Raw genomic sequence first — 25,001 nt, 5'->3', positions numbered from 1 at the left:
GGCATGACAACCGCCAGGTTGTCGTTTTACTTATACCTTTGTCGCAATCCAGTTCATCATCAATTCCGGCCAGATGGCCGCCGGCAATCCCTGCGCATCGCGTATGCCGAATCCATGCTTGCCGCGCTCAAACAGATGCATCTCCACCGGTACGCCCAGCCGACGCAGGGCGTTAAACATCACCAGACTGTTCTCCACTTTTACCGCCGGATCGTCTACGGCATGCAGCAAAAACGTGGGCGGGGCGTCGGCACTGGCGCGATCTTCCAGCGAGTAATGGCTAATCTGTTCCGCGGTTGGCGTATCTCCAATCAGCTCATGGCGCGAACCGGGATGGTCGATATCTGCGTGCATCGTGATCACCGGGTAGACCAGCGCCATAAAGGCCGGGCGGGCGTCATGCTCGTCGATGGCATCCCGCGGTGTGTAGACCGGTTCATCATGCCGCGTACCGAGGCTCGCGGCGACGTGCCCCCCCGCCGAGAAGCCGAGTACGCCGATGCGGCTTACGTCGAGCTTCCACTCGGCCGCTCTGGCGCGAAGGATGCGCATGGCGCGTTGCACGTCGGCCAGCGGCGCATTGGCACCCTCCTCGTGGCCGTCGCCGGGCATCCGGTAGGTCATCACAAACAGGGTATAACCGCGCTGATTAAAGAATGAGGCAAGGGCGCTGCCCTCTTTATCGAGCACCACGCGGCGATAAGAGCCACCCGGTGCAACCAGGATCCCCACGCCGTTCGGCCGGGCAGGGGCATAGACGGTGATCTGCGGAGCGCGCACCCCGGTCACGGAACGATCGTAGTCAGAGGTGCCAGTATGTTTCGGTTCGGGGGTAAAGACCGCATCGCTGGCGGCGGCACCCGGCGCTTCGCCTTCGGGCCAGATGTGGAAGGTCGTGGCCTGGCTGACGGCCTGCGCCATCTGGCGTTCGAGTGTTTCGCGGCTGAGTGATTCCATAACAACGCTCCTTCTGAAGTAAGTGGTTGTTATAACAGAGTCACGAAAGGGAAAACTTGCACCTATTCACAAGGCGCGGACAGCAGGGCTGCCCGCGATGCGATTACAGTGCGGCAAATTTATCCAGCGTGCGCACCAGCTGGGTGACAAAGCCATATTCGTTGTCATACCAGGCAACGGTTTTTACCAGTTGCACATCACCGGCGTCGGTCACTTCGGTCTGGGTGGCATCAAATACCGAACCAAAATGCGAGCCGATCACGTCGGAAGAGACAATCTCTTCGTCGGTATAGCCGAAGGACTCATTGCCCTCGGTGGCTTTTTTCAGCGCCTGGTGGATCTCCTCCACGGTCACTTTTTTCTCCAGAATCGAGACCAGTTCAGTCACGGAGCCGGTCTTCACCGGTACGCGCTGGGCGTGACCCTTCAGTTTGCCGCTTAGCGCCGGGATCACCAGCCCAATGGCCTTCGCCGCGCCAGTGGTATGGGGAATAATATTCTCTGCCGCCGCCCGGGAAGCGCGCAGATCCTTACCGCGCGGGCCATCCACCAGCGCCTGGGTGCCGGTATACGCGTGGATGGTGGTCATGGTGCCCACCTTTATGCCGAATGCGTCATGCAGCACTTTGGCCAGCGGCGCCAGGCAGTTGGTGGTGCAGGAGGCGACGGAGATAATGGTGTCGCTGGCGTCGATGGTATCGTCATTGACGTTAAAGACGATGGTTTTCATCTCCCCGGCCGGCGCAGAGATCAGCACTTTTTTCGCGCCCGCCTCAATATGTGCCTGTGATTTTTCCTGAGAGGTGTAAAAACCGGTGCACTCCACCACCAGATCGACCCCGGCCGCTTTCCACGGAATATGGCTCGCCTCTTTTTCGGCATACACCGAGATCGATTTTCCATCGACAATCAGCGAATCTTCGGTGAAATCCACACTCCAGGGGAAGGGGCCATAGTTTGAATCGTGCTTTAACAGGTAGGCCAGAACTTTGGGGGAGGTTAAATCGTTAATTGCGACTACGGTGTTACTGTCTTTCGTCTCCAGCAGGCGGCGAAGTACCAGGCGTCCAATGCGTCCAAATCCGTTAATACCAATTTTACTCATGGTGTGCTCCTGAATGAACGTAACGATACGTTGAACCTCTCCAGGATTAGACTATGAATCTTGCCAGGGCAACTGAATATGCTTCATGTGACGGGAAGTTTTTGAAAATCCATAGAGAAAACTTAATGAATTTTTAAGTAAAGGTGGTTATGTTGACGCTTTCGACGTTTCGTTCAGGAAAATGTATGCGCAATAAATATACCGGCCTGCAAATAAGCATTCACTGGCTGGTCTTTCTGCTGGTGATCGTGGCCTACTGCGCCATGGAGTTCCGCGGCCTATTTCCGCGCTCGGCCCGCCCGGTCATTAACATGGTTCACGTCTCTTGCGGCATCTCTATTCTGGTGCTGATGGTGACGCGCCTGCTGGTGCGCCTGAAATACCCGGCGCCGCCTATCGTGCCGAAGCCGAAATCGATGTATATCGGGCTGTCGCATCTGGGGCATCTCCTCATTTATCTGCTGTTTATTGCGCTGCCGCTGATTGGGCTGGTGATGATGTATAACCGTGGCAATACCTGGTTTGCTTTTGGGCTGGGTATGCCGCACGCGGCAGAGTCCAATTTTGAGGTGGTGGATCTGCTGAAGAGCTGGCATGTTACCCTCGCGAAGGCGGGTTACTTTATTATTGGCATTCACGCCTTTGCCGCGCTACTGCACCACTATTACTGGAAAGACAACACCCTGCTGCGTATGATGCCGAAAAAGCGTTCCTGACCGCACGCCAGGCGCCGTTCAAACCCGCTACCCGTAGCGGGTTTTTGTTTTTCTCGCGTCAGTTCACATTTTCATCTTTCGCGCTGGGTATTTTACGCCCAAAGGGTATATCTATAATAGAAACACTGTCGCGCGTTCATCCTGTCCGGCATTTGCTGGTATGATCGTCAGGCCGCTTCGCGTTCCACCGCCCGCCAGTCGGCACCCTGCAAAGGAGGGAGTATGAACCCCTCAGCTCAGCCCTCATTAGATCGCGCGGTATCCGAAAAGGAGATCCCCGTGGCCCGCAAACTCCGTAAGGTGCTGCTCGCCACCGGCGTTGGCCATTTTGTCGAATGGTTCGATTTTGGGCTTTACGGTACGCTGGCCGCGATTATTGGCCTGCAGTTCTTTCATGCGGAGAGCCCCGCGGTGGCGCTGCTGTCGTCGTTTGCGGTATTCGGTGCCGGCTTTGTCATGCGCCCGCTTGGGGGACTCTATTTCGGCTCGCTTGGGGATCGCATAGGCCAACGCAAGGTACTGGCGACGGTGATCCTGCTGACCTCTGGCGCGACCTTTGTAATGGGGCTGCTGCCCACGTTTTCGCAGATTGGCATCACCGCCACGGTGCTGCTGGTGATCACCCGCCTGATTCAGGGATTTGCCGCCGGGGGCGAAAGCGCCGGTGCGACCACGTTCCTTGCGGAATATGCGCCTGACGCGCGCCGCGGTTACTTTACCTGCTGGATAGACAACTTTGGATTCATGGCCTTTGTTGCCGGTTCCGGGCTGGTGTTCTTGCTTACCGCAGGGTTGGGTGAGGCGGCAATGAACGACTGGGGCTGGCGCATTCCGTTTTTGATCGCCGGGCCGCTGGGTTGGGTGGGGCTGTACCTGCGAAACCAGCTTGAAGACTCCCCCGAATTTCTCGAAACGCTCAAGAGCGGTAAAACCGAAGCCGCACCGCTGCATGCTGCCGTAACCAAAGCCTGGGGCGCGCTCTTCTTCTGCGTCGGTTTTGTGGTGATCAAAGCGGTAGGGCACTGGACGCTGCAAACCTTTATGCCCAGCTATCTCTCTACCGAGATGCACTATTCGAAGCTGGATTCTTATGCCATCACCACCCTCGGGCTGTTTGGCATTGCGGTCATGGTGCCTTTTATGGGGTATCTCTCGGATAAATTTGGCCGTAAGCCGCTAATGCTGGCCGGGTGCGCCGGTTTTATCCTCTTTACTTACCCGGCAATGATGGTAATGGCCAATGGCGATATGCTCTCTGCCGTGCTGGCCATGCTGCTGCTGGGGGCCTTTATCGCCGCCTTCGATGGCGCCTGCAGCGCGGCAATGGCCGAGCTGTTTCCTACCCGTATTCGTTACGGTGGGATGGCGATTGCTTACAACCTGGCGGTGGCCTTCTTTGGCGGCATCACGCCGTGGTTCTCTGCCTACCTGATGACCGCGACCGGCAATCCATTCTCGCCAGCGCTGTATGTGATGGGTGCGGCGCTTATCACCTTCCTGACGGTACTGCGCGCCAGAGAGACGGCAGGGCTGCCGCTGCGCCGCTAAGGCCATAAAAAAAGCCCGGAGTGACGCTCCGGGCTAAGCAAAAAACACAAAACGCATTTCACTACTCAACAGCTGATTACTTGATTTCACGTCTGGCCATGGTGTCTACCAGCCAGTTCTGGAGCGGGTCGAGCTCCAGCGTAGATTCGTGGGTAGGGTCGTCCAGCTTTCTGGCGACCTGCATCCCGGGGCCACTTTCCGGCGAACGGAGCAACTCGCTATCACCCGCCATCATCCAGCCAACATCGTCACCGCAACGATGACTGTTACGCACATTACGAACTCGTCGTCTTAAATGCAGCATAATCAACCTCCGCAAATTCAATCAGGTCTCAGGGCATTTATTTACGCATATTTACGCACGGTGCTAAATTTATTTCTGGCTACCATTAAGAGCGGCCAAAGAATATATTGGAACTTTTATTCTGCAGCTTTACGACCACCGCCGCGGCTATTTTGTCCGCCTTTTTTGCCCGCTTCAGATGCGCGCTGTGGATCGTTTTTAAAGTTGCCACCACTGCGCTGTCCACCTTTGCGCCCGGCCGCGGACGCACGCTCACGGTCTGCTGCAAAATTACCGGAACCGCCTCGATGTGTTGTCATAAACGTTCTCCTGTTTTCAATATAGATATTCCAGTGTAGGGAATGAAACACTCCGCAAGGTTGCAGAAATAAATGTAGACCGAACGGTGAAATGATCAAGTAAGCCAGCCAGGGCATTATTTTAGTGCGCATTAAATATTCTAAGAATATATCGCTGTAGATAAAGGAGTTAGCGCGGGAAATATAAGTTTCGCCTGGTTTACCGCTGTAGGGGAGGAGTGGAAATCCTGACAAAAGTGAAGGTATTGTGGGAAATTAAGATTTGTCCTGGATGTGCTAACGCCGATTCCGGAGGCACGCAGGGTGACGTTTTCTTAGGCTGAACTGTCAATTACGCGATAGGCCGCGGTGTACAACGCATGGATAAATCTGTCGAAAATCTGAACGGATTGATAAATGCGTAGGAGGCAATTTCTCTTTGCTACCCCTTATAGCCGTTTTCTTATTCATTTCAGTTGTCATAATTAGCCTGCTGTTTTTTTATTCTGCCCCGGATTTACAAATTTTAATTTTCTGCAAAGAGAAACAGTTAGCTGCGGCCTGGCGAAAGCATAACCAGCCGCGGCAAAAATGCCGCTTGATCGTCTTCGTCATTGAAACTACTGTATATAAAAACAGTATAAGAGGCGTGTATAATGATGTTGTACAGACCCGCAGAGTTGCGCGAAGTAATAGCGCTCCCCCTTTTTAGTGATTTAGTTCAGTGTGGCTTCCCCAGCCCGGCGCAAGATTATGTCGAGCAGCGTATCGATCTGAATGCACTTTTAATCCAGCACCCCAGCGCGACCTATTTTGTGAAAGCAGCGGGGGATTCGATGATTGACGCCGGGATTGGCGACGGCGATTTGCTGGTGGTTGATAGCGCCAGAAAGGCGGACCACGGAGATATCGTGATTGCCGCCATTGAAGGCGAATTTACGGTGAAGCGCCTGCAGCTGCGCCCCCGGATCCAGCTCAACCCCATGAACAGTGCCTACTCACCGATAGTGATCGGCAGCGAAGCGTCGCTCGATATCTTCGGCGTGGTCACCTATATCATCAAAGCGACCCACTAGCATGTTTGCCCTCTGTGATGTGAATTCATTTTACGCGTCATGTGAAACCGTCTTCCGCCCGGATCTTCAGGGACGGCCGGTGGTGGTGCTGTCGAATAATGACGGCTGTGTGATTGCCCGCAGCGCCGAAGCAAAGGGGCTGGTAACAATGGGAGCGCCGTACTTTAAGCAGAAAGAGATTTTTCGCCGGCATAACATTGTGGCCTTCAGCAGCAACTACGAGCTGTATGCCGATATGAGCGCCAGGGTGATGGATACCCTGGAGCTGCTGACGCCGCGCGTAGAGATCTACTCCATCGACGAAGCTTTTTGCGACCTGACGGGGGTACGTAACTGCCGTGACCTCACGGAATTTGGCAAGGAGATCCGCGCCACCGTGAAACAGCATACTCACCTGACCGTCGGGGTCGGAATTGCACCCACGAAAACGCTCGCCTTATACAGTGATCAAGTATTTCCTTCATTAGTAGCATTTAACAATGCTTTTCACATATGCATGCAGCATATGAAGCAATCTGTTGAGCCCGCTGGATAGTGTTTTTTTGAACGGGCGGACATGCTGACTGAATCGATACTGGAAAAACTTGAAGGTTGGTAGCAGTATTAGTTAACCGGTATTTCATAAGAGTTCGATTTATTTGATGAATTGGCATCTATATTCTCTTTCGACAGACAAACTTCAGACGATGGTTGCCGCCCAGCACGGGAAAATAGGCGATGCAATACCACCGCTGGATGTTTTCCCTAGCGGTATCGAAACTGCCTATACAAGGTACTGGGAAAGTCGCCTTACCTCACTTCATCAAGTGATTGTCACCCGTAACCGATACGTACAGCTTATTGAATATGTCATTAAAGGACATAACGAAACTTTCAAGATTTACTCAGGAATTGAAGCAACTCTTAGCCAGCGTTCAAAACTACTGAGGGAGATCATTGATGAGTCCGCTATCGTAAATGTTGACGATGTTCTAACTACTCGGGTTCAACGGTGATGCTGCCAACTTACTGATTTAGTGTATGATGGTGTTTTTGAGGTGCTCCAGTGGCTTCTGTTTCTATCAGCTGTCCCTCCTGTTCAGCTACTGACGGGGTGGTGCGTAACGGCAAAAGCACCGCCGGACATCAGCGCTATCTCTGCTCTCACTGCCGTAAAACATGGCAACTGCAGTTCACTTACACCGCTTCTCAACCCGGTACGCACCAGAAAATCATTGATATGGCCATGAATGGCGTTGGATGCCGGGCAACCGCCCGCATTATGGGCGTTGGCCTCAACACGATTTTACGTCACTTAAAAAACTCAGGCCGCAGTCGGTAACCTCGCGCATACAGCCGGGCAGTGACGTCATCGTCTGCGCGGAAATGGACGAACAGTGGGGCTATGTCGGGGCTAAATCGCTCCAGCGCTGGCTGTTTTACGCGTATGACAGGCTCCGGAAGACGGTTGTTGCGCACGTATTCGGTGAACGCACTATGGCGACGCTGGGGCGTCTTATGAGCCTGCTGTCACCCTTTGACGTGGTGATATGGATGACGGATGGCTGGCCGCTGTATGAATCCCGCCTGAAGGGAAAGCTGCACGTAATCAGCAAGCGATATACGCAGCGAATTGAGCGGCATAACCTGAATCTGAGGCAGCACCTGGCACGGCTGGGACGGAAGTCGCTGTCGTTCTCAAAATCGGTGGAGCTGCATGACAAAGTCATCGGGCATTATCTGAACATAAAACACTATCAATAAGTTGGAGTCATTACCGGGTTCAACGCTTAACTAACTGTAACCGCCAGGCTATGGCCATTATTCAGCGTGTCGCTGCGCTACAAAATATTGTTAGTTGGATCAGGAACAATCATGTTTCTGATAGCACAATCATGGGATTGGCAGAAGAATATGAACGAGCGGTGTTGTTGGGAAAGTTAACTTGTGGCGAGATACTAACTCTTTACGCTGATTCTGACGTTGCGATGGACTCCCTTAAAGCACTTTCTGAGCAGGTAGGAAACGCTACAGGAGAAGAGCGCCAGATGATTACAGAACCGATTAGTGAAGAAATTAACTGGCGATCTTTCCAGCGTAACATTATCAGTGCGACGAAAGAGTATTGCCTCAGTCCGCAACTTACCGTAATGCAGCATATGCTTGAAAGTGAATCGCCACAGATAATCTAGACACTTCCGAGCCGCTGATAATATTGTTTTTCGTATTCAGTTGGTGGCATATGATCACTCGAACCATGCCGACGCTTACTGTTATAAAACATTTCGATGTAATCAAAAATATCACCGCGAGCTTCTTCTCGCGTTCCGTAGATCTTTTTCTTTATCCGTTCACGTTTCAGTAGCTGGAAAAAACTTTCTGCGACTGCGTTGTCATGACAGTTACCGCGACGGCTCATACTGCCCTCCAGCCCGTGTGATTTCAGGAACGACTGCCACTCATAGCTTGTGTACTGACTGCCTTGATCAGAATGAACCAGCACCTGCTTTTGAGGATTACGTCGCCACACGGCCATCAGAAGTGCATTCAGGACAATATCCTTTGTCATCCGGGGCTGCATTGACCAGCCAATAACTTTGCGCGAGAACAGGTCAACAACCACAGCCAGATACAGCCAGCCTTCGTGAGTCCGGATGTAGGTGATGTCCGTTACCCAACGCTCATCCGGTGCTTCCGGGTTGAACTGCCGCTGGAGCCTGTTGGGCGTCACGATGCTGGTTTCACCCTTACGTGCCCGTGGGCTACGGTACCCGACCTGAGCCCTTATCCCGGCACGCTTCATCAGTCGCCAGACACGGTTAACTCCGCACTGTTGTCCGGTATCCCGCAGGTCGAGGTGGATCTTGCGATAACCATAAACGCAACCCGACTCCAGCCAGAACTGCTTTATCAGCCCCGTCAGCCTCAGGTCAGCATGATGCCGCCGTGAATCCGGCTGCTGAAGCCAGGCGTAAAAACCACTCGGATGCACATCCAGCACCCGACAAAGCAGTCGGACAGGCCAGCAATAGGTGTTGTCACGGATAAAGGCGTACCTCAGTCGGACAGCTTTGCGAAGTACGCCGCGGCTTTTTTTAATATGTCCCGTTCGTCGGTAACCCGCTTCAGCTCTTTCTGGAGGCGTCGGATCTCAGCCTGAGCGTCTGACTGGACTTTATTGGTTGAGGAATCCGGGCCATATGCCTTTATCCAGGCATAAAGACTGTGGGTGGTGATACCGAGACGTGTTGCCACGCTGGAAACAGAATGGCCGCGATCAACAACCTGTTTTACCGCTTCAATTTTAAACTCTTCGGGATAACGCTTACCGCTCATGGGCACCTCTCTTTAAGTCATCTTAAATGACTCTGAGGTGTCTGTTAAACCCGTGGCGATTCACTCCCTGGTTGCTTCTGCTGTCTGGATATCGTGAGCATGCTGTGAAGCTGTATCAGTCACCCACTTATCACCATCCCACAAATCGAAGACTGTTGTCGGCTCGTTCAGCGTAAACCCATCACGCACCGGGCCTATATAATCCACTAAGACTGCTTGTAGCTTATCAGTGGAATATGCGGTCTCTCCTCGATGATCCTCTTTCGCCTCCCAGCCTTCGCCAGTAAAGACCATAACCTCTCCCTCAACTGCATCACCCGGTTCAATTGCCGTTGAGTTTCCTGGAATGCTAACACCCTCATAGATATGTTCGTCTGACATCCCGATAAACTCGTGGTTCAGCGGGTCAAAGTAGTAAACCCGAATATCTCCAGCAGTGGTGGCGTGACCGGAGATAGTCGCATAGTCGAGACAGCTGACGGTTACGCCATCATTGAGCCTGTTTACAGGTTACGGGATGGAGAGGTATTGCTGATACTCATGGGTGGCCGTACTCAGTTCGCGAAGCTGCAGGGAAGGGCGCTGATAACGAGTGATGGAGAGGCGATAGAAGGCGAGGCCATGGAAGAGGCAGAAGTAATGGGGCGGGTGACATATTTCATCAACCGGGCGCTGGGGAGTGATGACTGTCCGGTGATTTGATGGGGCATAGATGGGGCAAAAAATTAGCGCAAAACAACTCAAAACCTCTGAAGGTAGTGATTCATCTTGCGCTAATGCTTTGGTAGAAGCCTGCTTTCTTCCTACATCATCCTGAAATTAAATCTTAGTGCCGCATATCATGGATTTTCAGCTCTACTCGCTGGGCGCCGCGCTGGTCTTTCACGAGATTTTCTTCCCGGAACAGTCTGCCGCAATGGCCCTGATCCTGGCGATGGGTACCTACGGCGCGGGGTATATCGCCCGTATCGTGGGGGCTTTTATCTTCGGGAAAATGGGCGACAGCATTGGCCGTAAAAAAGTGCTGTTTATCACCATTACCATGATGGGGATCTGCACCACCCTGATCGGCGTGCTGCCTACTTATGCGCAGATCGGGATTTTTGCGCCGGTGTTGCTGGTCACGCTGCGTATCATCCAGGGGCTGGGCGCCGGGGCGGAAATCTCCGGGGCAGGCACCATGCTGGCGGAGTATGCGCCGAAAGGTAAACGCGGGATCATCTCTTCACTGGTGGCGATGGGCACCAACTGCGGCACCCTGAGCGCCACTGCGATCTGGGCGATTATGTTCTTTGCCCTCGACCGGGAAGAGTTGGTGGCGTGGGGCTGGCGTATCCCGTTCCTTGCAAGCGTGGTGGTCATGATCTTTGCTATCTGGTTGCGTATGAACCTGAAAGAGAGCCCGGTCTTCGAAAAGGTGAATGCCGAAGAGGCGCCAGCCGTGACGGCGCCGCAGGAGAGCACTCTGGGGGCGATGTTTAAAAGCAAATCCTTCTGGCTGGCGACCGGCTTGCGCTTTGGTCAGGCGGGTAACTCCGGGTTGATTCAGACGTTCCTGGCGGGCTATCTGGTGCAGACGCTGCTGTTTAATAAGAGCATCCCTACCGATGCGCTGATGATCAGTTCGTTCCTGGGCTTTATCTCGATTCCACTGCTGGGCTGGCTCTCAGATAAGTTTGGCCGTCGCTTACCCTATATTATCCTCAATATTTCGGCCATTCTTCTGGCTTGGCCGATGCTGTCGATTATCGTCGACAAAGCCAACGCGCCAGGGGTGATCATGGCGTCCATTATCATCATCCACAACGTCGCGGTGCTGGGGCTGTTTGCACTGGAAAACATTACCATGGCGGAGATGTTTGGCTCGCGTAATCGCTTTACCCGCATGGCGATCTCGAAAGAGGCGGGGGGGCTGGTGGCGGTGGGCTTCGGTCCGGTGCTGGCAGGAATTTTCTGCAATATGACCGGTGCCTGGTGGCCGATCGCGGTCATGGTGGTGGTCTACTCGGTGATTGGTCTGGTCTCTGCGGTGCTGATGCCCGAAGTGCGTGACCGTGATCTGAGCGCCCTGGAAGATGCAGCCGAAGCAAAGCCTGCGCGGGATGGCGCGCGCGCTAAGCAGGGCGCTTTATCCTGATGGCGAATGTTGTCACACAGCTTTCAATAGCTGTCACACCACTTGCCTAAAAGTTAACGTAAATCAATAACCCGGCTTCAACAATCAGTATGGTAGATGGCAGCTCTCTTTTTTATAGCTTCTACCATTCTAGTTAGTTTAGTAAGCCGGTGCCGCCGCGACTCCTCTGGGACGCGGCGACGCGCCTGAGATAAATCTTCGCTAAAAGAGTCAATTATGGAAAATCCGTTATTAAAGGCAAACGCGACGCTCCCGCGCTACGATCGAAATACCCTGCAAACGCGCATTGTTCATCTCGGTTTTGGTGCATTCCACCGTGCGCATCAGGCGGTCTATACCGATATCCTGGCGGCAGAGCAGGGCAGCGACTGGGGATACTGCGAGGTTAATTTGATCGGCGGTGAGCAGCAAATTGCCGATCTTCGTGCGCAGGATAACCTCTATACCGTAGCGGAAATGTCTGCCTATGCCTGGACTGCACGCGTTGTTGGGGTGGTCACAAAAGCGCTGCATGTGGATGTGGACGGCCTGGAAACCGTGCTGGCAGCCATGTGCGAACCGCAAATCGCCATCGTTTCGCTGACCATTACGGAAAAAGGTTACTGCCATGCACCTGCCAGCGGGGAACTGATGCTCGATCATCCGTTTATCGTGGCAGACCTGCGAAACCCCCATCAGCCAAAATCTGCTCCCGGCGTGGTGGTCGAGGCGCTATCTCGTCGTAAACAGCGAGGGCTGCCGGCCTTTACCGTGATGTCGTGCGACAACATGCCTGAAAATGGTCACGTTACCCGAAATGTTATTTGTGCTTACGCCCGGGCGGTAGAAAGCGAGCTTGCGGAATGGATTGAAGCGAATGTCACCTTTCCGTCCACTATGGTGGATCGTATTGTGCCTGCCGTTACCGCCGATACGCTGGATAAAATCGCGCACATCACCGGCGTACGCGACCCTGCCGGGGTTGCCTGTGAACCCTTCCGCCAGTGGGTAGTAGAGGATAACTTTGTAGCAGGGCGACCAGCGTGGGAAAAGGCAGGGGCGGAGCTGGTTGCAGACGTTGTCCCCTTCGAAGAGATGAAGCTGCGTATGTTAAACGGCAGCCACTCCTTCCTCGCCTATCTGGGCTATCTGGCGGGTTATCAGCATATCAATGACTGCATGGAAGATACGAACTACCGCCACGCAGCGCAGGCGCTGATGCTCCAGGAGCAGGCGCCCACGTTGAAGGTGAAAGGGGTGGATCTTCACCGTTATGCTGAGCTGTTAATAGCCCGCTACAGCAATCCGGCGTTGCGTCACCGCACCTGGCAGATCGCCATGGACGGTAGCCAGAAACTGCCGCAGCGAATGCTCGACTCCGTGCGCTGGCATCGGGCACATCAACGTAGCTTCCCGCTGTTGGCGCTGGGCGTGGCGGGCTGGATGCGCTATGTGAGCGGAGTAGATGAGCAGGGACAACCTATCGAGGTGTGCGACCCGCTGCTGCCGGTTATTCAGGCGGCGGTACAGCACAGTGAAGAAGGGGTGAGTCGGGTCACTGCGCTGTTGGGTATTGAAGCGATTTTCGGAAATGAATTACCGCAGGATGAAATCTTTGTTGACGCGGTGAAACAGGCTTATCTCACGCTGTTGAAGCTGGGGGCGAAGGCGACGGTGGCGCAGTACGCCGCTTCCCGCTGAGTCAGGAGATGCCGCCGTGCGCGGCGGCATGATTCGGCCTCTTAATGCAAACCGAGGCGGATGAGTTCAACCGGTTCGAATCGGCCTTCTACGCCCTCGACTTCTACCGTTTTGTTGCGGCGTACCTGAGCGGCGCTCAGCCCTTCGCTATGAATCGCGCGGATGGTGCCTGTAGTGCCGGTGCTATTAATCATTACCCGGCTGCCGGTGGAAATTGCGTTACGGTTGCGGTCGTAAGTCATCATCATATTTCTCCTCTAATGCTAACCGAAGCGACGTGATGGTTCTTGCCGCTCACGGGATAGTATTAATACGCCTGTAGCGCAGCCGTTTTTTTGTTTTTGATCAAACTCACACTTTTTTATCTCACAGCAAGAATAACTCAGGCCGACATTTCTTTACCTCTTAAGGTAATTTCCTGACGGGACTGTTTAGGAATGGTTTGATTTCATCGTGTCACTCTTAATAACGTTAAGCAACCTGGCTAGCGCAATAAGGAGAGAGACGATGTACAAAAGAATATTGATGCCTGTCGATGTCTTTGAAATGGATTTAAGCGATAAAGCGGTGCGCCATGCTTCTTTTCTCGCTAAGGCTGATAATGCCACCATCACGCTATTAAACATTCTGCCGGTCAATGGACGCGCCATGTTACGAGGTTTCTCGTCAGACATTAAAAAGTTTGAAAACTATATGACGCAAGAGTCAGAGAAGAAGATGAATGAGTTGAAGCGGCTATTCGATATTGCGCCGGAAAATATTCAGACGCGGGTACGATTCGGTAATGTGCGTGACGAAATCATTGCCATGAGTGCTGACGGTGAATATGACGTGATTGTTATTGGCTCAAAAAAACCGGGCGTCACCACCCATCTGTTAGGTTCAAACGCCGAATCCGTCTTACGCTATGCCAAAATTCCGGTATTAGTGGTTCGCTAATTATTTTGCCGCATCCTGGTAATATAACAGGATGCGGCAGCATTACTCTTCGCTAAACCAGTCGCTATTTTCTTGACGAATTAACTGCACGGACTCGCCAATCTCTTGCAGATGCAGCGTCATCGCCTTTTCCACCGCATCCCCATCGCGTTTTTCCAGCGCGCTGAAAATATCGTAGTGTTGGCGTAACAGCATCTCGGGCGGAGAGACATGGTCAAGGCTCATATAACGCACCCGATCGATAGTCGCCTTAATGTTTTCAACCGTATCCCAGGCCAACTGGCAGTCGGCGATTTGCGCCAGCTTCTGGTGGAATTCGTCGTCGAGCTGGAAAAAGTCATTAAGTTGCTTGCGCTCAATGGCTATACGCTGCTGGTGCAGATTTTGTTCCAGCAAATAACACTGATTGTCGTTTACCTGGCTGGCGGCGCGGCGGACCACCGCACACTCAATGGCCTGGCGCACGAAGCATCCATTACGCACCTGATTAAGCGAGATTTTATTAACATAGCTGCCGCGCTGCGGACGGATCTGGATGAGTCCGTTTTCAGCCAGTTTGATAAAAGCTTCACGCACTGGCTGACGTGAGACGTCAAAGCGCACGGAGACCTCTTTTTCCGACAGCGGCGTTCCCGGCGGAATCAGGCAACGCACGATATCGCGGCGCAAAATGCGGTAGATTTGCTGGTTGACGGGCTGTGTAGGATTAAGTTGCGATTCTGCGGCCATGCGTTGTGATTTCTCGAAGAATTAAGCGGTAAATACTACCATTCTTTTGCCGGTCATCCCATACCCGGCCCGCAGGCCGGGAGAGGAAGATCAGCCGCGATGGACGCTCAGGCCAGCAAAGCTCTGGCTGACCGGCATCATCTCTACGGTGTTGATATTGACATGTTTCGGCAGGGTCGCGACCCACCAGACCGTCTCGGTGACATCTTCTGGGGTCAGGGCCTGGGTATTCTCGTAGGTTTTACCGGCTTTATCGTCGTCGCCTTTGAAGCGCACGTTAGAGAACTCGGTTCCGCCCACCAGACCTGGCTCGATATCGGTCACGCGAAGAGCGGTGCCGTGCAGATCGGTACGCAGGTTGAGGCTGAATTGACGAACAAAAGCTTTCGTGGCGCCATAAACGTTACCCCCTGCATAAGGCCAGCTGCCCGCAGTAGAGCCAATATTAATGACATGGCCGCGGTTACGCTCAACCATACCCGGCAGCACTGCACGGGTCATATAGACCAGACCTTTGTTGTTGGTGTCGATCATCGTTTCCCAGTCTTCAACGCTGGCTTTATGCGCAGGCTCCATGCCCAGCGCCAGACCGGCGTTGTTAACCAGCACATCAATTTCACGCCACTCGGCAGGGAGGTTTGCGATCATCTCTTCAATGGCGGCGCGATTACGCACGTCCAGCTGCGCGGTCAGAATGCTGTCACCCAGCTCATCCTTCAGCTCTTGCAAACGCTCCTGACGGCGGCCTGTCGCAATGACTTTGTGCCCGTTGGCCACAAAACGACGGGTAATACTTTCACCAAAACCTGCGGTCGCTCCAGTTACTAAAATAATCATCTCACTGTTCCTCAACGCTTTTTGTGTTGTACTACCATAGCATGTGATCTGGCGCAGGGTAAGGGCCGCTGCATGGCCTTAATGTGGGCTACTCATTGCCCCACTGATTGAGGAAGTTGGCAACGTCATCAATGCGCAGCGGGTTAATACCGGCCTCTGCGGCCATCTCTTGCTGGGCTTCTTCACTGATCTCCTCGTTATTCATTAAACGGGTGATCAGCAACTGAAAATAGTGCGCCAGCGTGTCGCGCTCGGCGTCGTTAACGGCAATGTCCGTTTCAGTGGCGTACTCGTCAACGATGTCGTAAAACTTGAGGGGAATGTCGTGGTTCATTGTTTATCCTGTCAGGCTGCATAAATGGGTGTCCGGACTGAATATTATCATTCTTAATCTTAATTTCTGATAGCGGTTTACTCAGGCATTAACCTCGATTTTCCAGATACGACGCATAAGGGAGGTGATAACAGATGAACGTCCCGTCTCTGGAACACCCGTTCTGGTCTTCATCTTCCCACTCTTCGCAGAACGCACGCAGGCTCTCGTCGTCAAACTCAATCGTGACAGAACCATCGTATTCCCGATCAAAGAAGAGCGACAGACTGGTGCTGCTGTGCGGCCATACCGGCTCGACCGCTATATGGGGATAGTGTGCTTTAAACCAGCTTAATAACGCTGCTCTACCCGGCGGATTTTCACTCTTTTTAAAATTATCATCATGCTTTATGGGAAATTTGCGGCCGAATACCACGAAATAACAATCTTTTTTCTTCTCTTCGAAATAGTTATCGAGACACCAGATAAGTTGCGGCATAAAAAGTGACGGTTGAAGACAGGGGATAGGTATTATAGCATGAAATGTATCTCTCTCATAAATAAGAACTACCCTGATGAAAAAGCCTGCCTCGATTTTTATGACACATGCTGTCATTCTGACGGACTTTGATAAAGCGGCGTGCATTATTAATAAGGGTATCGTTGAGCGTCTCTGCATCCAAATAAAGCCTTATTATTGCCCAACGGCCGAGTGGATTACGGCTTTTCACCAACACTACACTAACCGGTGCGCAAGTTTTGCGATCACAGCGAGGGGCGTCTGCTATCTCAGTCTCGATCAAGTTAATGTTGACATTCACGGGCTCCAGGCGGTAATGACGCATCTGGCGCTGGTGGTAGAGCAGGTCAATATTCAACTGGGCAATGAAAGTATTCTTTCTATTGTTGATTTAACAGATTCCGGGATGGAAATTCGGGAGGATATTTCAGGTCTGCTCGATTCTATTAGCTGGAGTTAATAAGCATGGCGGGCGTAAGCGTTTTTTATTATCTACGCTGTTATTAATAATTCCCGCTCTTACGGACGTGTAATCCCAGCTTGCTTTGCGTAATCAGAAAAGAAAAAAGAGGTCATTCTTCCGCGCCGCCAGTTAAGGGGGCGAGGGCGCTTGCCTTTCATCGGCAGAGCGGGCGCGTAACATTCACTCTGCATTGTGGCAATTCGCGTAGCGGTAAAGAATGGGATATTATTCGCCCCCTTTCTTACAGCAGGCGACCTGATGTCTACCATTGTTGATACCTTTATTGCACCACCGTGCCATGACGAAATAGAGATCCTCTATGAGGACGAACACCTGGTGCTGATCAACAAACCTGCCGGCTTGCTCAGTCTGTCGGGTAAAAACCCGCAGAATCTTGATTCGGTGCATTACCGCCTGGTCCAGCGATTCCCCGGCTGCGCGCTGGTGCATCGTCTCGATTTTGGCACATCCGGGCTGATGGTGGTCGCTCGCACTAAACCCATTAACGCGGCGCTTTGCCAGCAGTTCAGCCAGCGCAGCGTAAAAAAAGGCTACAGCGCGCTGCTCTGTGGCCATCTTCGCCATGATGACGGGGTGATTGATGCGCCTATTGCTAAAGATCCTGCGTTGTTTCCATTGATGTCGATTTGCGCTATCCAGGGTAAGCCAGCACGCTCTCGCTATCGGACTCTGGAGCGTTTTTATCGCGACGGTCTGCCAGTAAGCCGGGTGGCACTTACCCCCGAGACCGGGCGAACCCATCAACTGCGCATTCATTGCCAGCACCTGGGTCACCCGATATTAGGCTGCGATCTCTACGGCGGGCGTCTGCAGCCGGGTACGGAACAGGCGTCGCGGTTGATGCTTCATGCCAGCGAGCTGCATTTTGTCCATCCGGTCAGCCATGCGGTGATGGATATTCATCATGCCAGCCCGTTCTGACGCGGTTTACCACATCAGGTCATCAGGGATCTTGAAGTCGGCGTAAGGATCGTCCTGATCTTGCTCCTCCTGACTCAGCGCACTGTGTAACACAATACTGCCGGCATCACGCTGGGCAATTTTCTCGGCAACGCTCGCCGGGATGATGGCGTATTCGCCTTCCGGTTTGTTATCAACGGCCAGACGCGCAATGGCGAGACGTCCGTTAATCAACTGGGCCTGGGTGGTCTTATCCACTTCCAGCTTTTTAATGACATTATTGTCGGTAAAGTTAAAGGTAATATTGCCTTTAGAGAGGGGAATGCGGTTCATTTCAATGAGCTGCTTCACCTGCGCTTTGAACTCTTTAGAGAGCACTGCCTGCTTCTGCTGTTCGCTCAGCTGTTTATCCCGCTCTTGCTGCGCCTTTTTATTCTCTTCTACGGCTTCACGTGCCTCACGGGCCTGAACGCGCGACTTCTTAGCGGTTCTCTGGACTTTGGCCATTTTCTTGCTGGTGACCAGGCCAGCTTTGAGCATTTGCTCTTGTAAGGTGAGTTTTGTCATCGTCTTCTCTGAACCCGTTAAACAATTTCCGCAATTATACCTGCAATTATTAACAGGATACCAGGATTGCAGGGAGTGGCGCGCTGGCCTACTCTGGTGAGATTCACCCTATTCAGGAGTTCGTCATGTCGCAGCACAATCCTTTTTTTGAAATCAGCGCGTTACCTTACCAGGCTCCCCCTTTTGACCGTATCACCGACGACGATTATCGTCCGGCCTTTGACGAAGCGATCCGCCAGAAGCGTGAAGAGATTGACGCCATCATTAGCCAGCGCCTGCCGCCTGATTTTGACAACACGATTTTAGCGCTGGAAAAGAGCGGGGCGCTGCTGTCGCGCGTCAGTAGTGTTTTTTTCGCCATGACCTCAGCACATACCAACGACTCTCTGCAGGCGCTGGAGGAGGCGGTCTCAACCGAACTGGCGGCGCTCTCTAATGATATCTGGCTTAACGATGCCCTTTTTGACCGCGTTGAGGCTGTCTATAACCAGCGGCATGACCAGGCCCCGGATGCTGAATCCCTGCGCCTGACTGAAGAGCTTTATCAGCGTTTTATTCTGGCCGGCGCGCGGCTGGATGCTGCGGGTAAGGAAGAGCTAAAAGCGTTAAATACCGAGTCGGCGACGCTGACCAGCCAGTTCAATCAGCGGCTTCTGGCTGCCGATAAAGCGGGTGGGCTGGTGCTTGATTATCGCCATCAGCTTGATGGTCTCAGCCCGGCAGAGGTAGCCGCCGCCGCGCAGGCCGCAGAGGAAAAGGGGCTCCAGGATCGCTGGTTGATTCCGCTGCTTAACACCACCCAGCAGCCCGCGTTGCAACAGCTTCGTGACAGGCAAACCCGTGAAAATCTTTTTCAGGCCAGTTGGCTGCGCACGCAGAAGGGCGACCAAAACGATACCCGCGCTATCGTCTGTCGCCTGGCCGCGCTGCGTGCCCGGCAGGCTGAACTGCTCAACTTCGAGAGTTTTGCCAACTGGAAGCTGGCCGACCAGATGGCGCAAACGCCGCAGGCGGCGCTGGAGTTTATGCGCGGTATTGTCCCGGCGGCGCGAGGACGCGCGCTAAAAGAGCTGGCGGACATTCAGCATGTGATTGACGCTGAGCAAGGCGGCTTTACGGCTCAGGCCTGGGACTGGTCTCTCTATGCCGAGCGCGTGCGGCTGGCGAAATATGCGCTGGATGAGAGTCAGGTCAAACCTTTCTTTGAACTCAATACGGTGCTCACAGATGGCGTTTTTTGGGCGGCAAGCCAGCTCTTTGGTATTCGCTTTGTTGAGCGTAGCGATATCCCGGTTTATCACCCGGATGTCCGCGTCTGGGAGATCTTCGATGATAACGACGACGGGCTGGCGCTATTCTACGGCGATTTCTTTGCCCGTGATTCGAAAGGCGGAGGTGCGTGGATGGGCAACTTCGTCGAGCAATCTCATGAGTTCGCCACGCGGCCGGTAATCTACAACGTCTGTAACTACCAGAAACCGGCCAATGGCCAGCCTGCGCTGATCTCCTGGGACGATGTCATCACCCTGTTCCATGAATTTGGCCATACACTGCATGGGCTTTTTGCCAGCCAGCGTTACGCCACGCTTTCAGGGACCAATACACCGCGCGATTTTGTGGAATTTCCTTCGCAGATCAACGAACACTGGGCCAGCCATCCGCAGGTTTTTGCCCACTACGCTCGTCATTTCGAGACCGGAGAGCCAATGCCGGACGCGCTGCGTGAGAAAATGCTCAGCGCCACCCAGTTTAATAAAGGCTATGACATGACCGAACTGCTGAGTGCCGCGCTGCTGGATATGAACTGGCACAGTATCAGCGCCGATAAAGCACCGCAGGATGTCGACTCCTTCGAATCCGCAGCCCTCGAGAAAGAGCAACTCAATCTCCCGGCCATACCGCCACGCTATCGTAGCAGCTATTTTGCCCATATTTTCGGCGGCGGTTACGCGGCGGGTTATTACGCCTATCTCTGGACGCAAATGCTGGCCGACGACGGCTACCAGTGGTTTGTGGAGCAGGGCGGATTGAACCGCGAGAACGGGCAGAAATTCCGTGAGGCGATTTTGTCCCGAGGGAATAGCACTGATTTAGCTGAACTTTATCGCGTATGGCGTGGGCACGATCCTAAGATTGAGCCGATGCTGAAAAACAGGGGGTTGAGTGAGTAATATTGATATTGTGAAGCGATTTTTAGCCTAACGATGAGAGGTCAGCGGGAGAATATCCCGCTGACTGAACGCTTATTTAGCGCAATACACGCGCGCTTCACGCGGGGTGTAAATACCGAAAGTCACAACACCCAGCAGGCCATTAACGAAAGTTTGCTGAACTTCGGTACGAACAACTTTGTCCGCAGAGCCACAAACTTGTGCTGCATCGATCTGTTTAGACTGACCAATGCCGCTAACGAAGAAGTGATGAGTGGTCACTTTCTGCGGTGCAAAGGTAGTTCCTTTGTTTACAGAGAAAGATTGTTGTGCGCAGCCAGATACCGCCCCTGCAATGAGCGCAACCATAATTAACTTTTTCATAATTGACCTTGTTGTAAGTTTAATGCCAAAAAATGATGACATATTTTAGAATCCATAGCATATCAGACCAGTCGACCAACAAGATATTATTAATGTGTACCTGAAGACCGCGCTGAGCAAACTTTATTCAATCAAGTGCTTCAATTGCAGATAAGTCAACCCAGCGGCCTTAAAAGTCGCGCAGTTATATGTCATAGACTTAATCTTTATTAACTAAACGCAAATCAGACTGAAGAGATAATAAAATATTTCGTGTCAAGCTACCTTTATTTGGTAATCGTGCTGGCGGGATTATTTCGGAATTCATTCAGGAAGCAGCGCGTAAAAAAGATGATTTATTATAACCGGAACGTCACGATGTTTAGATATCGCTTTTAATTAAGATCACAGTGCCTCAATAAGCTCGGGCCCCTGATTCTTCACATTCCCTACGGCGCGCGTTACGGCGTGCCAGATAAACTTATCGGCGGGCACGGCGCCGTCGGCAATAATGGCTTCCGCTTCTTTGCCGCTGAGATCCTGACGCATCCACGCCCGGGCCGCGTCGGGCGACAGAACCAGTGGCCGACGATCGTGGATATCGATTAACCCTTCATCGGCGGCGGAGGTAACAATCACAAAACCCTCGGCCTCGTCACCCCGTTCAAAAGGCGCACTGCCAATCGCCGCCATAAATATTGGCTGACCATCAGCGCGGTGGATAAACCAGGGCTGTTTTTTATTACCCTCTCTCTTCCACTCAAACCACCCATCTGCGAAGCAGATCGCCCGTCCATGCTGCCATAGGGGCTTGAACATCCTGCTGGTGGCCGCCGTCTCAACGCGGGCATTAATCAGCGGCGGCTTATTCCACCACCCCGGCGCGTAACCCCAGAAGACGGGATCGAGGTGTAATTGTGAATCGCGTTCGCTGAGTAACAAGACTTTCGTTCCCGGCGCCACGTTATAACGGCCGATTGGAGCCGGATCGTACGCAATATCACGCTCGGCTTCGTCAGCAAGAAACGCCAGGTACGCTTCCCGGGTTTGGGCTTGTGCAAAACGTCCACACATAGAAACCTCCTTCAAGGTTAGGTGTTTTCGCCAGTACTCTGTAGTGACTCAGGCCCCGGGTAGAAAATGGCAGATTCTCACTCTGTTAGCCATCACGCCGGGGCAGCTCCGCTCTTTGTGCGCCGTTTACCTCTCATTTACTTTCTCCATGATAGCGTATTAAACGATCCGCAACCCGGCACGGAATACCGGGAACGTAGATACCAAAACACAAAATCTATCCATGCAAGCATTTACCGCCAGACTCTGGCGGTTTTTTTTTGCCTGCTTTCACGAGCAGAACTGTTTGCGGTACTGGGCAGGCGACAGGGCAAAGTGCTGACGGAAGTGATGGCGCAACGTAGCGGTATTACCGAAGCCCGTCTGTTCGGCGATACGGTCAATACTGAGGCGGCTGTTCTCCAGAAACTCTTTGGCGCGGGTCAGGCGTTCATTCAGCAGCCAGCGGGCAGGGGTGGTACCGGTCGCCTCCTGAAAACGTCGCAGAAACGTACGCTGGCTCATCCCAACGCGCTGGGCAAGGGAGCCCACCGTATGCCCCAGGGTCAGATGTTGATGCAGGTAATCGAATAACTGCCCCAGCCGTTGGCTTTCACGCAGTTGTGCCACCGGGCGGCTGAGCTGCTGGGTCTGAGAACCATCGCGATGGGGCGGGATCACCAGGCGGCGCGCGACCTGATTAGCTGCCTCCATGCCATAATCACGTCGTACCACGTGCAGGCACAGATCAATACCCGCAGCGCTCCCCGCGGAAGTCAGCAGTTGCCCCTCGTCCTGATACAGCACATCTTCCACCACGTTAATGCGCGGAAAGCGGCTCTTCAGGGTTTGGGTATAGCGCCAGTGCGTGGTTGCGCGCTGGCCATTCAGTAGCCCCGCAGCGGCCAGCACAAAGACGCCTGAGCAAATAGAGAGCAAATGACAGCCTCGCTGCTGCGCCTGTTGCAGGGCTTCGCACAGCGCTGACGGCACCGGGCTCTCTACGCCACGCCAGCCAGGAACGACAATCAAATCCGCCTCCTGCAGCAGCGACAGGTCACCATCGGCGACCATGCGGATCCCGCCCGTAGCCCGTAGCTCGCCGCCATCCACAGATGCCACGGCAAAGCGATACCAGTTCTCGCCCATTTCCGGGCGCGGCAGGCCGAAGATCTCCACTGCCACGCCAAACTCAAAAGTACAGAGGCCGTCATAGGCCAGTGCCACCACACGCGGGCGCGCAATATGTCTTAAGTTTGTCATCTTTTTGCTGTTTTCTGGCATAGGTGCTGGCATTCACAGGCATCGTCTCTCGTTACTCTAGTGTTAACACAGACACACAGGAGAAAGCCATGAGTTATGTTACCGAGTTCCCCGTCGCCGAGCCGCAAGAAGCGGTCGCCCATTTTCTGCGTCGCCTGAGCGTAGAGACCGACTGCGCGGATGTGCACCATGCCCTGAGCAGTGGTCAGCAGGATTTCGTGTTACTGCACGTCGTCGGGCAGGCGGCGCATTTTGCCCATCGCCACCTGCCGGGTGCCATCCATTTACCCTGGTCGCAAATCACCGCCGAAAAGATGGCTCAGTGGCCGGAGGGTACGCTGTTCGTCGTTTACTGTGCCGGGCCGCATTGTAACGGAGCCGATCGCGCGGCGCTGAAACTTGCCCGGCTGGGACTGCCGGTGAAGATCATGCTGGGGGGGATCACCGGCTGGGAGGATGAAAACTTCGCCTTCGCCAGCGGCGACTGAGTGCAACATGAATTTTATTCAACACACATGAATTTTTCTCGTTTGCCGTGGCGGGTCGCATATGACATCTTTTTTGGACATTTAGACATCCAGAAGTCTAAAGATTCATAAGATGAATTATCACTGTCGGCAATCATCTGCCGACAGATAAAGGAGAAAAGCATGCAGCGACATAACGCCCCATACCGCGCCGACGTAGTTGGCAGTTTTTTACGCCCTGACGCGATTAAAGAAGCGCGGGTGAAATTTGCCAACGGTGAGATTGATGCCAGCGCGCTGCGTGCCATAGAGAATGACGCCATCCGCCATGTTGTTGAGCAGCAGTGTGCCTGCGGCCTGCACGTGGTGACGGATGGTGAATTCCGTCGCGCCTGGTGGCACTTCGATTTCTTCGACGGTCTGCAGGGTGTGGAGCGTTACGATTCCAGCCAGGGTATTCAGTTCAACAGCGTGCAGACTAAAGCCCACGGCGTGCGGGTTACCGGCAAACTGGGCTTTGGCGCGCACCCAATGCTGGAAGATTTCCGCTACCTGAAAAGCATTAGCGGTGAAGCGCAGCCAAAAATGACTATCCCCAGCCCGAGCGTGCTGCACTTCCGTGGCGGTCGCAAAGATATCGATGCCACCGTCTATCCTGAACTGGATGCCTATTTTGACGATCTGGCCACCACCTGGCGCGATGCGATCCACGCCTTCTATGAAGCAGGCTGCCGCTATCTGCAACTGGATGACACCGTCTGGGCCTATCTCTGCTCTGACGACCAGCGTCGGCAGATCATCGAGCGCGGTGACGATCCCGAGCAACTGGCCCGTACCTATGCGCGTGTTCTGAACAAAGCGCTGGAGGGCAAGCCCGACGACCTCACCATCGGCCTGCACGTTTGTCGCGGTAACTTCCGTTCAACCTGGATCTCGGAGGGCGGCTACGAGCCGGTGGCCGAAGTTCTGTTTGGCACGGTGAACGTTGACGCTTTCTTCCTGGAGTACGATAACGATCGCAGCGGTGATTTTGCTCCCCTTCGTTTCGTCCGTCCGGGCAAGCAGCAGGTGGTGTTGGGGCTGATCACGACCAAAAACGGCGAGCTGGAGAACCCAGAAGGGGTGAAAGCGCGTCTGGAAGAGGCGAGCCAGTATGTGGCTAAAGAGCAGATCTGCCTCAGCCCGCAGTGCGGGTTTGCATCAACGGAAGAGGGCAATAGCCTGACCGAAGCACAACAGTGGGACAAGGTTCGCCTGGTCACCCGCATCGCCAGCGAAGTCTGGTAAAAAATGAGGCACA

28 protein-coding genes and 2 pseudogenes are annotated in these 25,001 nt (G+C 53.5%); 15 read left to right on the top strand and 15 right to left on the bottom strand.

Annotated features, from left to right (window positions below):
- Positions 1–30: 30 nt before the first annotated feature.
- Positions 31–957, bottom strand: a complete 927-nt coding sequence (locus JZ655_RS11135) for an alpha/beta hydrolase (protein ID WP_207291797.1) — start codon at positions 955–957, stop codon at positions 31–33.
- A gap of 103 nt (positions 958–1,060) precedes the next feature.
- Entirely contained in the window at positions 1,061–2,062 is a 1,002-nt protein-coding gene (gene gap, locus JZ655_RS11130; RefSeq protein WP_046885324.1) for a type I glyceraldehyde-3-phosphate dehydrogenase, read from the bottom strand.
- A 185-nt stretch (positions 2,063–2,247) separates the two neighbouring features.
- Here gap and cybB point away from each other — a divergent pair, with 185 nt between their 5' ends.
- Positions 2,248–2,778 carry a cytochrome b561 gene (cybB, locus tag JZ655_RS11125; RefSeq protein ID WP_040075490.1) on the top strand — a complete coding sequence of 177 codons (531 nt, stop codon included), beginning with the start codon at positions 2,248–2,250 and terminating at the stop codon, positions 2,776–2,778.
- A gap of 222 nt (positions 2,779–3,000) precedes the next feature.
- Complete coding sequence (locus JZ655_RS11120; protein ID WP_207291796.1) at positions 3,001–4,326, top strand: MFS transporter; 1,326 nt, start codon at positions 3,001–3,003, stop codon at positions 4,324–4,326.
- Positions 4,327–4,402: 76 nt separating this feature from the next.
- On the opposite strand, the gene JZ655_RS11115 is transcribed toward JZ655_RS11120, so the two are convergent.
- On the bottom strand, positions 4,403–4,600 hold the full coding sequence (locus tag JZ655_RS11115) for a hypothetical protein (RefSeq protein ID WP_207291795.1): 198 nt from the start codon (positions 4,598–4,600) through the stop codon (positions 4,403–4,405).
- 146 nt (positions 4,601–4,746) lie between these two features.
- A complete protein-coding gene (locus tag JZ655_RS11110) occupies positions 4,747–4,929 on the bottom strand; it encodes a con-10 family general stress protein (protein WP_040075491.1) in 183 nt (60 codons plus the stop codon).
- Between the two features lie 635 nt (positions 4,930–5,564).
- Between JZ655_RS11110 and JZ655_RS11105 the strand changes: the two genes are divergently transcribed.
- The 4 genes and pseudogenes from JZ655_RS11105 (at position 5,565) to JZ655_RS11090 (ending at position 8,155) form a co-directional block, all read left to right on the top strand.
- Entirely contained in the window at positions 5,565–5,984 is a 420-nt protein-coding gene (locus JZ655_RS11105) for a translesion error-prone DNA polymerase V autoproteolytic subunit (protein ID WP_040075493.1), read from the top strand.
- A 1-nt stretch (position 5,985) separates the two neighbouring features.
- Positions 5,986–6,420: pseudogene (locus tag JZ655_RS11100) on the top strand (Y-family DNA polymerase); the annotation flags it as partial.
- 609 nt (positions 6,421–7,029) lie between these two features.
- Positions 7,030–7,727 (top strand): IS1-like element IS1A family transposase gene (locus tag JZ655_RS11095; RefSeq protein ID WP_242637262.1). Its coding sequence is split into 2 segments (ribosomal slippage): positions 7,030–7,279 and positions 7,279–7,727, totalling 699 coding nucleotides; the frame shifts between segments, so codons are not numbered across the junction.
- A 50-nt stretch (positions 7,728–7,777) separates the two neighbouring features.
- Positions 7,778–8,155 carry a hypothetical protein gene (locus tag JZ655_RS11090; protein WP_207291794.1) on the top strand — a complete coding sequence of 126 codons (378 nt, stop codon included), beginning with the start codon at positions 7,778–7,780 and terminating at the stop codon, positions 8,153–8,155.
- On the opposite strand, the gene JZ655_RS11085 is transcribed toward JZ655_RS11090, so the two are convergent.
- A protein-coding gene (locus tag JZ655_RS11085; RefSeq protein WP_160435769.1) for an IS3 family transposase occupies positions 8,152–9,299 on the bottom strand; the annotation gives its coding sequence in 2 pieces (ribosomal slippage) (positions 8,152–9,062 and positions 9,062–9,299; 1,149 coding nt in all). The two genes, JZ655_RS11090 and JZ655_RS11085, sit on opposite strands and share 4 nt — an antisense overlap.
- Before the next feature lie 60 nt (positions 9,300–9,359).
- Positions 9,360–9,680, bottom strand: coding sequence for a tail fiber assembly protein (locus JZ655_RS11080; protein ID WP_207291793.1), 321 nt, complete (start codon positions 9,678–9,680; stop codon positions 9,360–9,362).
- A 147-nt stretch (positions 9,681–9,827) separates the two neighbouring features.
- On the opposite strand from JZ655_RS11080, the gene JZ655_RS21375 reads away from it, so the two are divergent.
- The 3 genes and pseudogenes from JZ655_RS21375 to JZ655_RS11065 all read left to right on the top strand — a co-directional run bounded on the left by JZ655_RS21375 (position 9,828) and on the right by JZ655_RS11065 (position 13,116).
- Positions 9,828–10,001 (top strand): hypothetical protein, encoded by a 174-nt coding sequence (locus tag JZ655_RS21375; RefSeq protein ID WP_242637261.1) that lies wholly within the window; start codon positions 9,828–9,830, stop codon positions 9,999–10,001.
- A gap of 139 nt (positions 10,002–10,140) precedes the next feature.
- A pseudogene (locus tag JZ655_RS11070) lies at positions 10,141–11,436 on the top strand (MFS transporter); the annotation flags it as partial.
- A 216-nt stretch (positions 11,437–11,652) separates the two neighbouring features.
- Positions 11,653–13,116 (top strand): mannitol dehydrogenase family protein, encoded by a 1,464-nt coding sequence (locus tag JZ655_RS11065; RefSeq protein ID WP_207291791.1) that lies wholly within the window; start codon positions 11,653–11,655, stop codon positions 13,114–13,116.
- A gap of 41 nt (positions 13,117–13,157) precedes the next feature.
- Here JZ655_RS11065 and ydfZ read toward each other — a convergent pair whose 3' ends face one another.
- A complete protein-coding gene (gene ydfZ, locus JZ655_RS11060) occupies positions 13,158–13,361 on the bottom strand; it encodes a putative selenium delivery protein YdfZ (protein WP_207293835.1) in 204 nt (67 codons plus the stop codon).
- 262 nt (positions 13,362–13,623) lie between these two features.
- Between ydfZ and JZ655_RS11055 the strand changes: the two genes are divergently transcribed.
- On the top strand, positions 13,624–14,055 hold the full coding sequence (locus JZ655_RS11055) for a universal stress protein (RefSeq protein WP_207291790.1): 432 nt from the start codon (positions 13,624–13,626) through the stop codon (positions 14,053–14,055).
- 42 nt (positions 14,056–14,097) lie between these two features.
- Here JZ655_RS11055 and JZ655_RS11050 read toward each other — a convergent pair whose 3' ends face one another.
- From JZ655_RS11050 to JZ655_RS11035, 4 genes are all read right to left on the bottom strand, one after another.
- Positions 14,098–14,784, bottom strand: coding sequence for a GntR family transcriptional regulator (locus JZ655_RS11050; protein ID WP_040075785.1), 687 nt, complete (start codon positions 14,782–14,784; stop codon positions 14,098–14,100).
- A gap of 90 nt (positions 14,785–14,874) precedes the next feature.
- Entirely contained in the window at positions 14,875–15,621 is a 747-nt protein-coding gene (gene ydfG, locus JZ655_RS11045; protein ID WP_046885572.1) for a bifunctional NADP-dependent 3-hydroxy acid dehydrogenase/3-hydroxypropionate dehydrogenase YdfG, read from the bottom strand.
- Between the two features lie 88 nt (positions 15,622–15,709).
- A complete protein-coding gene (locus JZ655_RS11040) occupies positions 15,710–15,955 on the bottom strand; it encodes a YmjA family protein (protein ID WP_046885573.1) in 246 nt (81 codons plus the stop codon).
- A gap of 88 nt (positions 15,956–16,043) precedes the next feature.
- Positions 16,044–16,433 (bottom strand): hypothetical protein, encoded by a 390-nt coding sequence (locus JZ655_RS11035; protein ID WP_207291789.1) that lies wholly within the window; start codon positions 16,431–16,433, stop codon positions 16,044–16,046.
- A gap of 76 nt (positions 16,434–16,509) precedes the next feature.
- On the opposite strand from JZ655_RS11035, the gene JZ655_RS11030 reads away from it, so the two are divergent.
- Together JZ655_RS11030 and JZ655_RS11025 are read left to right on the top strand one after the other, a co-directional pair.
- A complete protein-coding gene (locus JZ655_RS11030) occupies positions 16,510–16,914 on the top strand; it encodes a hypothetical protein (protein WP_207291788.1) in 405 nt (134 codons plus the stop codon).
- Between the two features lie 261 nt (positions 16,915–17,175).
- A complete protein-coding gene (locus tag JZ655_RS11025; RefSeq protein ID WP_207291787.1) occupies positions 17,176–17,859 on the top strand; it encodes an RluA family pseudouridine synthase in 684 nt (227 codons plus the stop codon).
- Positions 17,860–17,865: 6 nt separating this feature from the next.
- Here JZ655_RS11025 and JZ655_RS11020 read toward each other — a convergent pair whose 3' ends face one another.
- A complete protein-coding gene (locus JZ655_RS11020; RefSeq protein WP_040075776.1) occupies positions 17,866–18,405 on the bottom strand; it encodes a DUF2058 domain-containing protein in 540 nt (179 codons plus the stop codon).
- A gap of 125 nt (positions 18,406–18,530) precedes the next feature.
- On the opposite strand from JZ655_RS11020, the gene dcp reads away from it, so the two are divergent.
- Entirely contained in the window at positions 18,531–20,576 is a 2,046-nt protein-coding gene (gene dcp, locus JZ655_RS11015) for a peptidyl-dipeptidase Dcp (protein WP_207291786.1), read from the top strand.
- 72 nt (positions 20,577–20,648) lie between these two features.
- Here dcp and JZ655_RS11010 read toward each other — a convergent pair whose 3' ends face one another.
- From JZ655_RS11010 to ftrA, 3 genes are all read right to left on the bottom strand, one after another.
- Complete coding sequence (locus JZ655_RS11010) at positions 20,649–20,939, bottom strand: Bor family protein (protein WP_166182385.1); 291 nt, start codon at positions 20,937–20,939, stop codon at positions 20,649–20,651.
- A gap of 384 nt (positions 20,940–21,323) precedes the next feature.
- Positions 21,324–21,992: an SOS response-associated peptidase gene (locus tag JZ655_RS11005; protein ID WP_207291785.1), complete on the bottom strand. Its 669-nt coding sequence runs from the start codon at positions 21,990–21,992 to the stop codon at positions 21,324–21,326.
- A gap of 270 nt (positions 21,993–22,262) precedes the next feature.
- Positions 22,263–23,255 carry a transcriptional regulator FtrA gene (ftrA, locus tag JZ655_RS11000; RefSeq protein ID WP_207293834.1) on the bottom strand — a complete coding sequence of 331 codons (993 nt, stop codon included), beginning with the start codon at positions 23,253–23,255 and terminating at the stop codon, positions 22,263–22,265.
- 68 nt (positions 23,256–23,323) lie between these two features.
- Between ftrA and JZ655_RS10995 the strand changes: the two genes are divergently transcribed.
- Both JZ655_RS10995 and JZ655_RS10990 read left to right on the top strand, forming a co-directional pair.
- A complete protein-coding gene (locus JZ655_RS10995) occupies positions 23,324–23,722 on the top strand; it encodes a rhodanese-like domain-containing protein (protein WP_046885591.1) in 399 nt (132 codons plus the stop codon).
- A gap of 162 nt (positions 23,723–23,884) precedes the next feature.
- Entirely contained in the window at positions 23,885–24,988 is a 1,104-nt protein-coding gene (locus JZ655_RS10990) for a cobalamin-independent methionine synthase II family protein (protein ID WP_207291784.1), read from the top strand.
- The last annotated feature ends 13 nt before the right edge of the window (positions 24,989–25,001 follow it).

This window comes from Leclercia pneumoniae, from assembly GCF_017348915.1.
GTDB classification, from domain to species: domain Bacteria; phylum Pseudomonadota; class Gammaproteobacteria; order Enterobacterales; family Enterobacteriaceae; genus Enterobacter; species Enterobacter pneumoniae.
This window is presented reverse-complemented; position numbering and strand designations above follow the sequence as displayed.

Bases quoted from the DNA above. Each gene is read 5' to 3' on its own strand.
- JZ655_RS11135 (WP_207291797.1), bottom strand. From the start codon at position 957: ATGGAATCACTCAGCCGCGAAACACTCGAACGCCAGATGGCGCAGGCC.
- gap (WP_046885324.1), bottom strand. From the start codon at position 2,062: ATGAGTAAAATTGGTATTAACGGATTTGGACGCATTGGACGCCTGGTA.
- cybB (WP_040075490.1), top strand. From the start codon at position 2,248: ATGCGCAATAAATATACCGGCCTGCAAATAAGCATTCACTGGCTGGTC.
- JZ655_RS11120 (WP_207291796.1), top strand. From the start codon at position 3,001: ATGAACCCCTCAGCTCAGCCCTCATTAGATCGCGCGGTATCCGAAAAG.
- JZ655_RS11110 (WP_040075491.1), bottom strand. From the start codon at position 4,929: ATGACAACACATCGAGGCGGTTCCGGTAATTTTGCAGCAGACCGTGAG.
- JZ655_RS11105 (WP_040075493.1), top strand. From the start codon at position 5,565: ATGATGTTGTACAGACCCGCAGAGTTGCGCGAAGTAATAGCGCTCCCC.
- JZ655_RS11090 (WP_207291794.1), top strand. From the start codon at position 7,778: ATGGCCATTATTCAGCGTGTCGCTGCGCTACAAAATATTGTTAGTTGG.
- JZ655_RS11080 (WP_207291793.1), bottom strand. From the start codon at position 9,680: ATGTCAGACGAACATATCTATGAGGGTGTTAGCATTCCAGGAAACTCA.
- JZ655_RS11065 (WP_207291791.1), top strand. From the start codon at position 11,653: ATGGAAAATCCGTTATTAAAGGCAAACGCGACGCTCCCGCGCTACGAT.
- ydfZ (WP_207293835.1), bottom strand. From the start codon at position 13,361: ATGATGACTTACGACCGCAACCGTAACGCAATTTCCACCGGCAGCCGG.
- JZ655_RS11055 (WP_207291790.1), top strand. From the start codon at position 13,624: ATGTACAAAAGAATATTGATGCCTGTCGATGTCTTTGAAATGGATTTA.
- JZ655_RS11050 (WP_040075785.1), bottom strand. From the start codon at position 14,784: ATGGCCGCAGAATCGCAACTTAATCCTACACAGCCCGTCAACCAGCAA.
- ydfG (WP_046885572.1), bottom strand. From the start codon at position 15,621: ATGATTATTTTAGTAACTGGAGCGACCGCAGGTTTTGGTGAAAGTATT.
- JZ655_RS11040 (WP_046885573.1), bottom strand. From the start codon at position 15,955: ATGAACCACGACATTCCCCTCAAGTTTTACGACATCGTTGACGAGTAC.
- JZ655_RS11035 (WP_207291789.1), bottom strand. From the start codon at position 16,433: ATGCCGCAACTTATCTGGTGTCTCGATAACTATTTCGAAGAGAAGAAA.
- JZ655_RS11030 (WP_207291788.1), top strand. From the start codon at position 16,510: ATGAAAAAGCCTGCCTCGATTTTTATGACACATGCTGTCATTCTGACG.
- JZ655_RS11025 (WP_207291787.1), top strand. From the start codon at position 17,176: ATGTCTACCATTGTTGATACCTTTATTGCACCACCGTGCCATGACGAA.
- JZ655_RS11020 (WP_040075776.1), bottom strand. From the start codon at position 18,405: ATGACAAAACTCACCTTACAAGAGCAAATGCTCAAAGCTGGCCTGGTC.
- dcp (WP_207291786.1), top strand. From the start codon at position 18,531: ATGTCGCAGCACAATCCTTTTTTTGAAATCAGCGCGTTACCTTACCAG.
- JZ655_RS11010 (WP_166182385.1), bottom strand. From the start codon at position 20,939: ATGAAAAAGTTAATTATGGTTGCGCTCATTGCAGGGGCGGTATCTGGC.
- JZ655_RS11005 (WP_207291785.1), bottom strand. From the start codon at position 21,992: ATGTGTGGACGTTTTGCACAAGCCCAAACCCGGGAAGCGTACCTGGCG.
- ftrA (WP_207293834.1), bottom strand. From the start codon at position 23,255: ATGCCAGAAAACAGCAAAAAGATGACAAACTTAAGACATATTGCGCGC.
- JZ655_RS10995 (WP_046885591.1), top strand. From the start codon at position 23,324: ATGAGTTATGTTACCGAGTTCCCCGTCGCCGAGCCGCAAGAAGCGGTC.
- JZ655_RS10990 (WP_207291784.1), top strand. From the start codon at position 23,885: ATGCAGCGACATAACGCCCCATACCGCGCCGACGTAGTTGGCAGTTTT.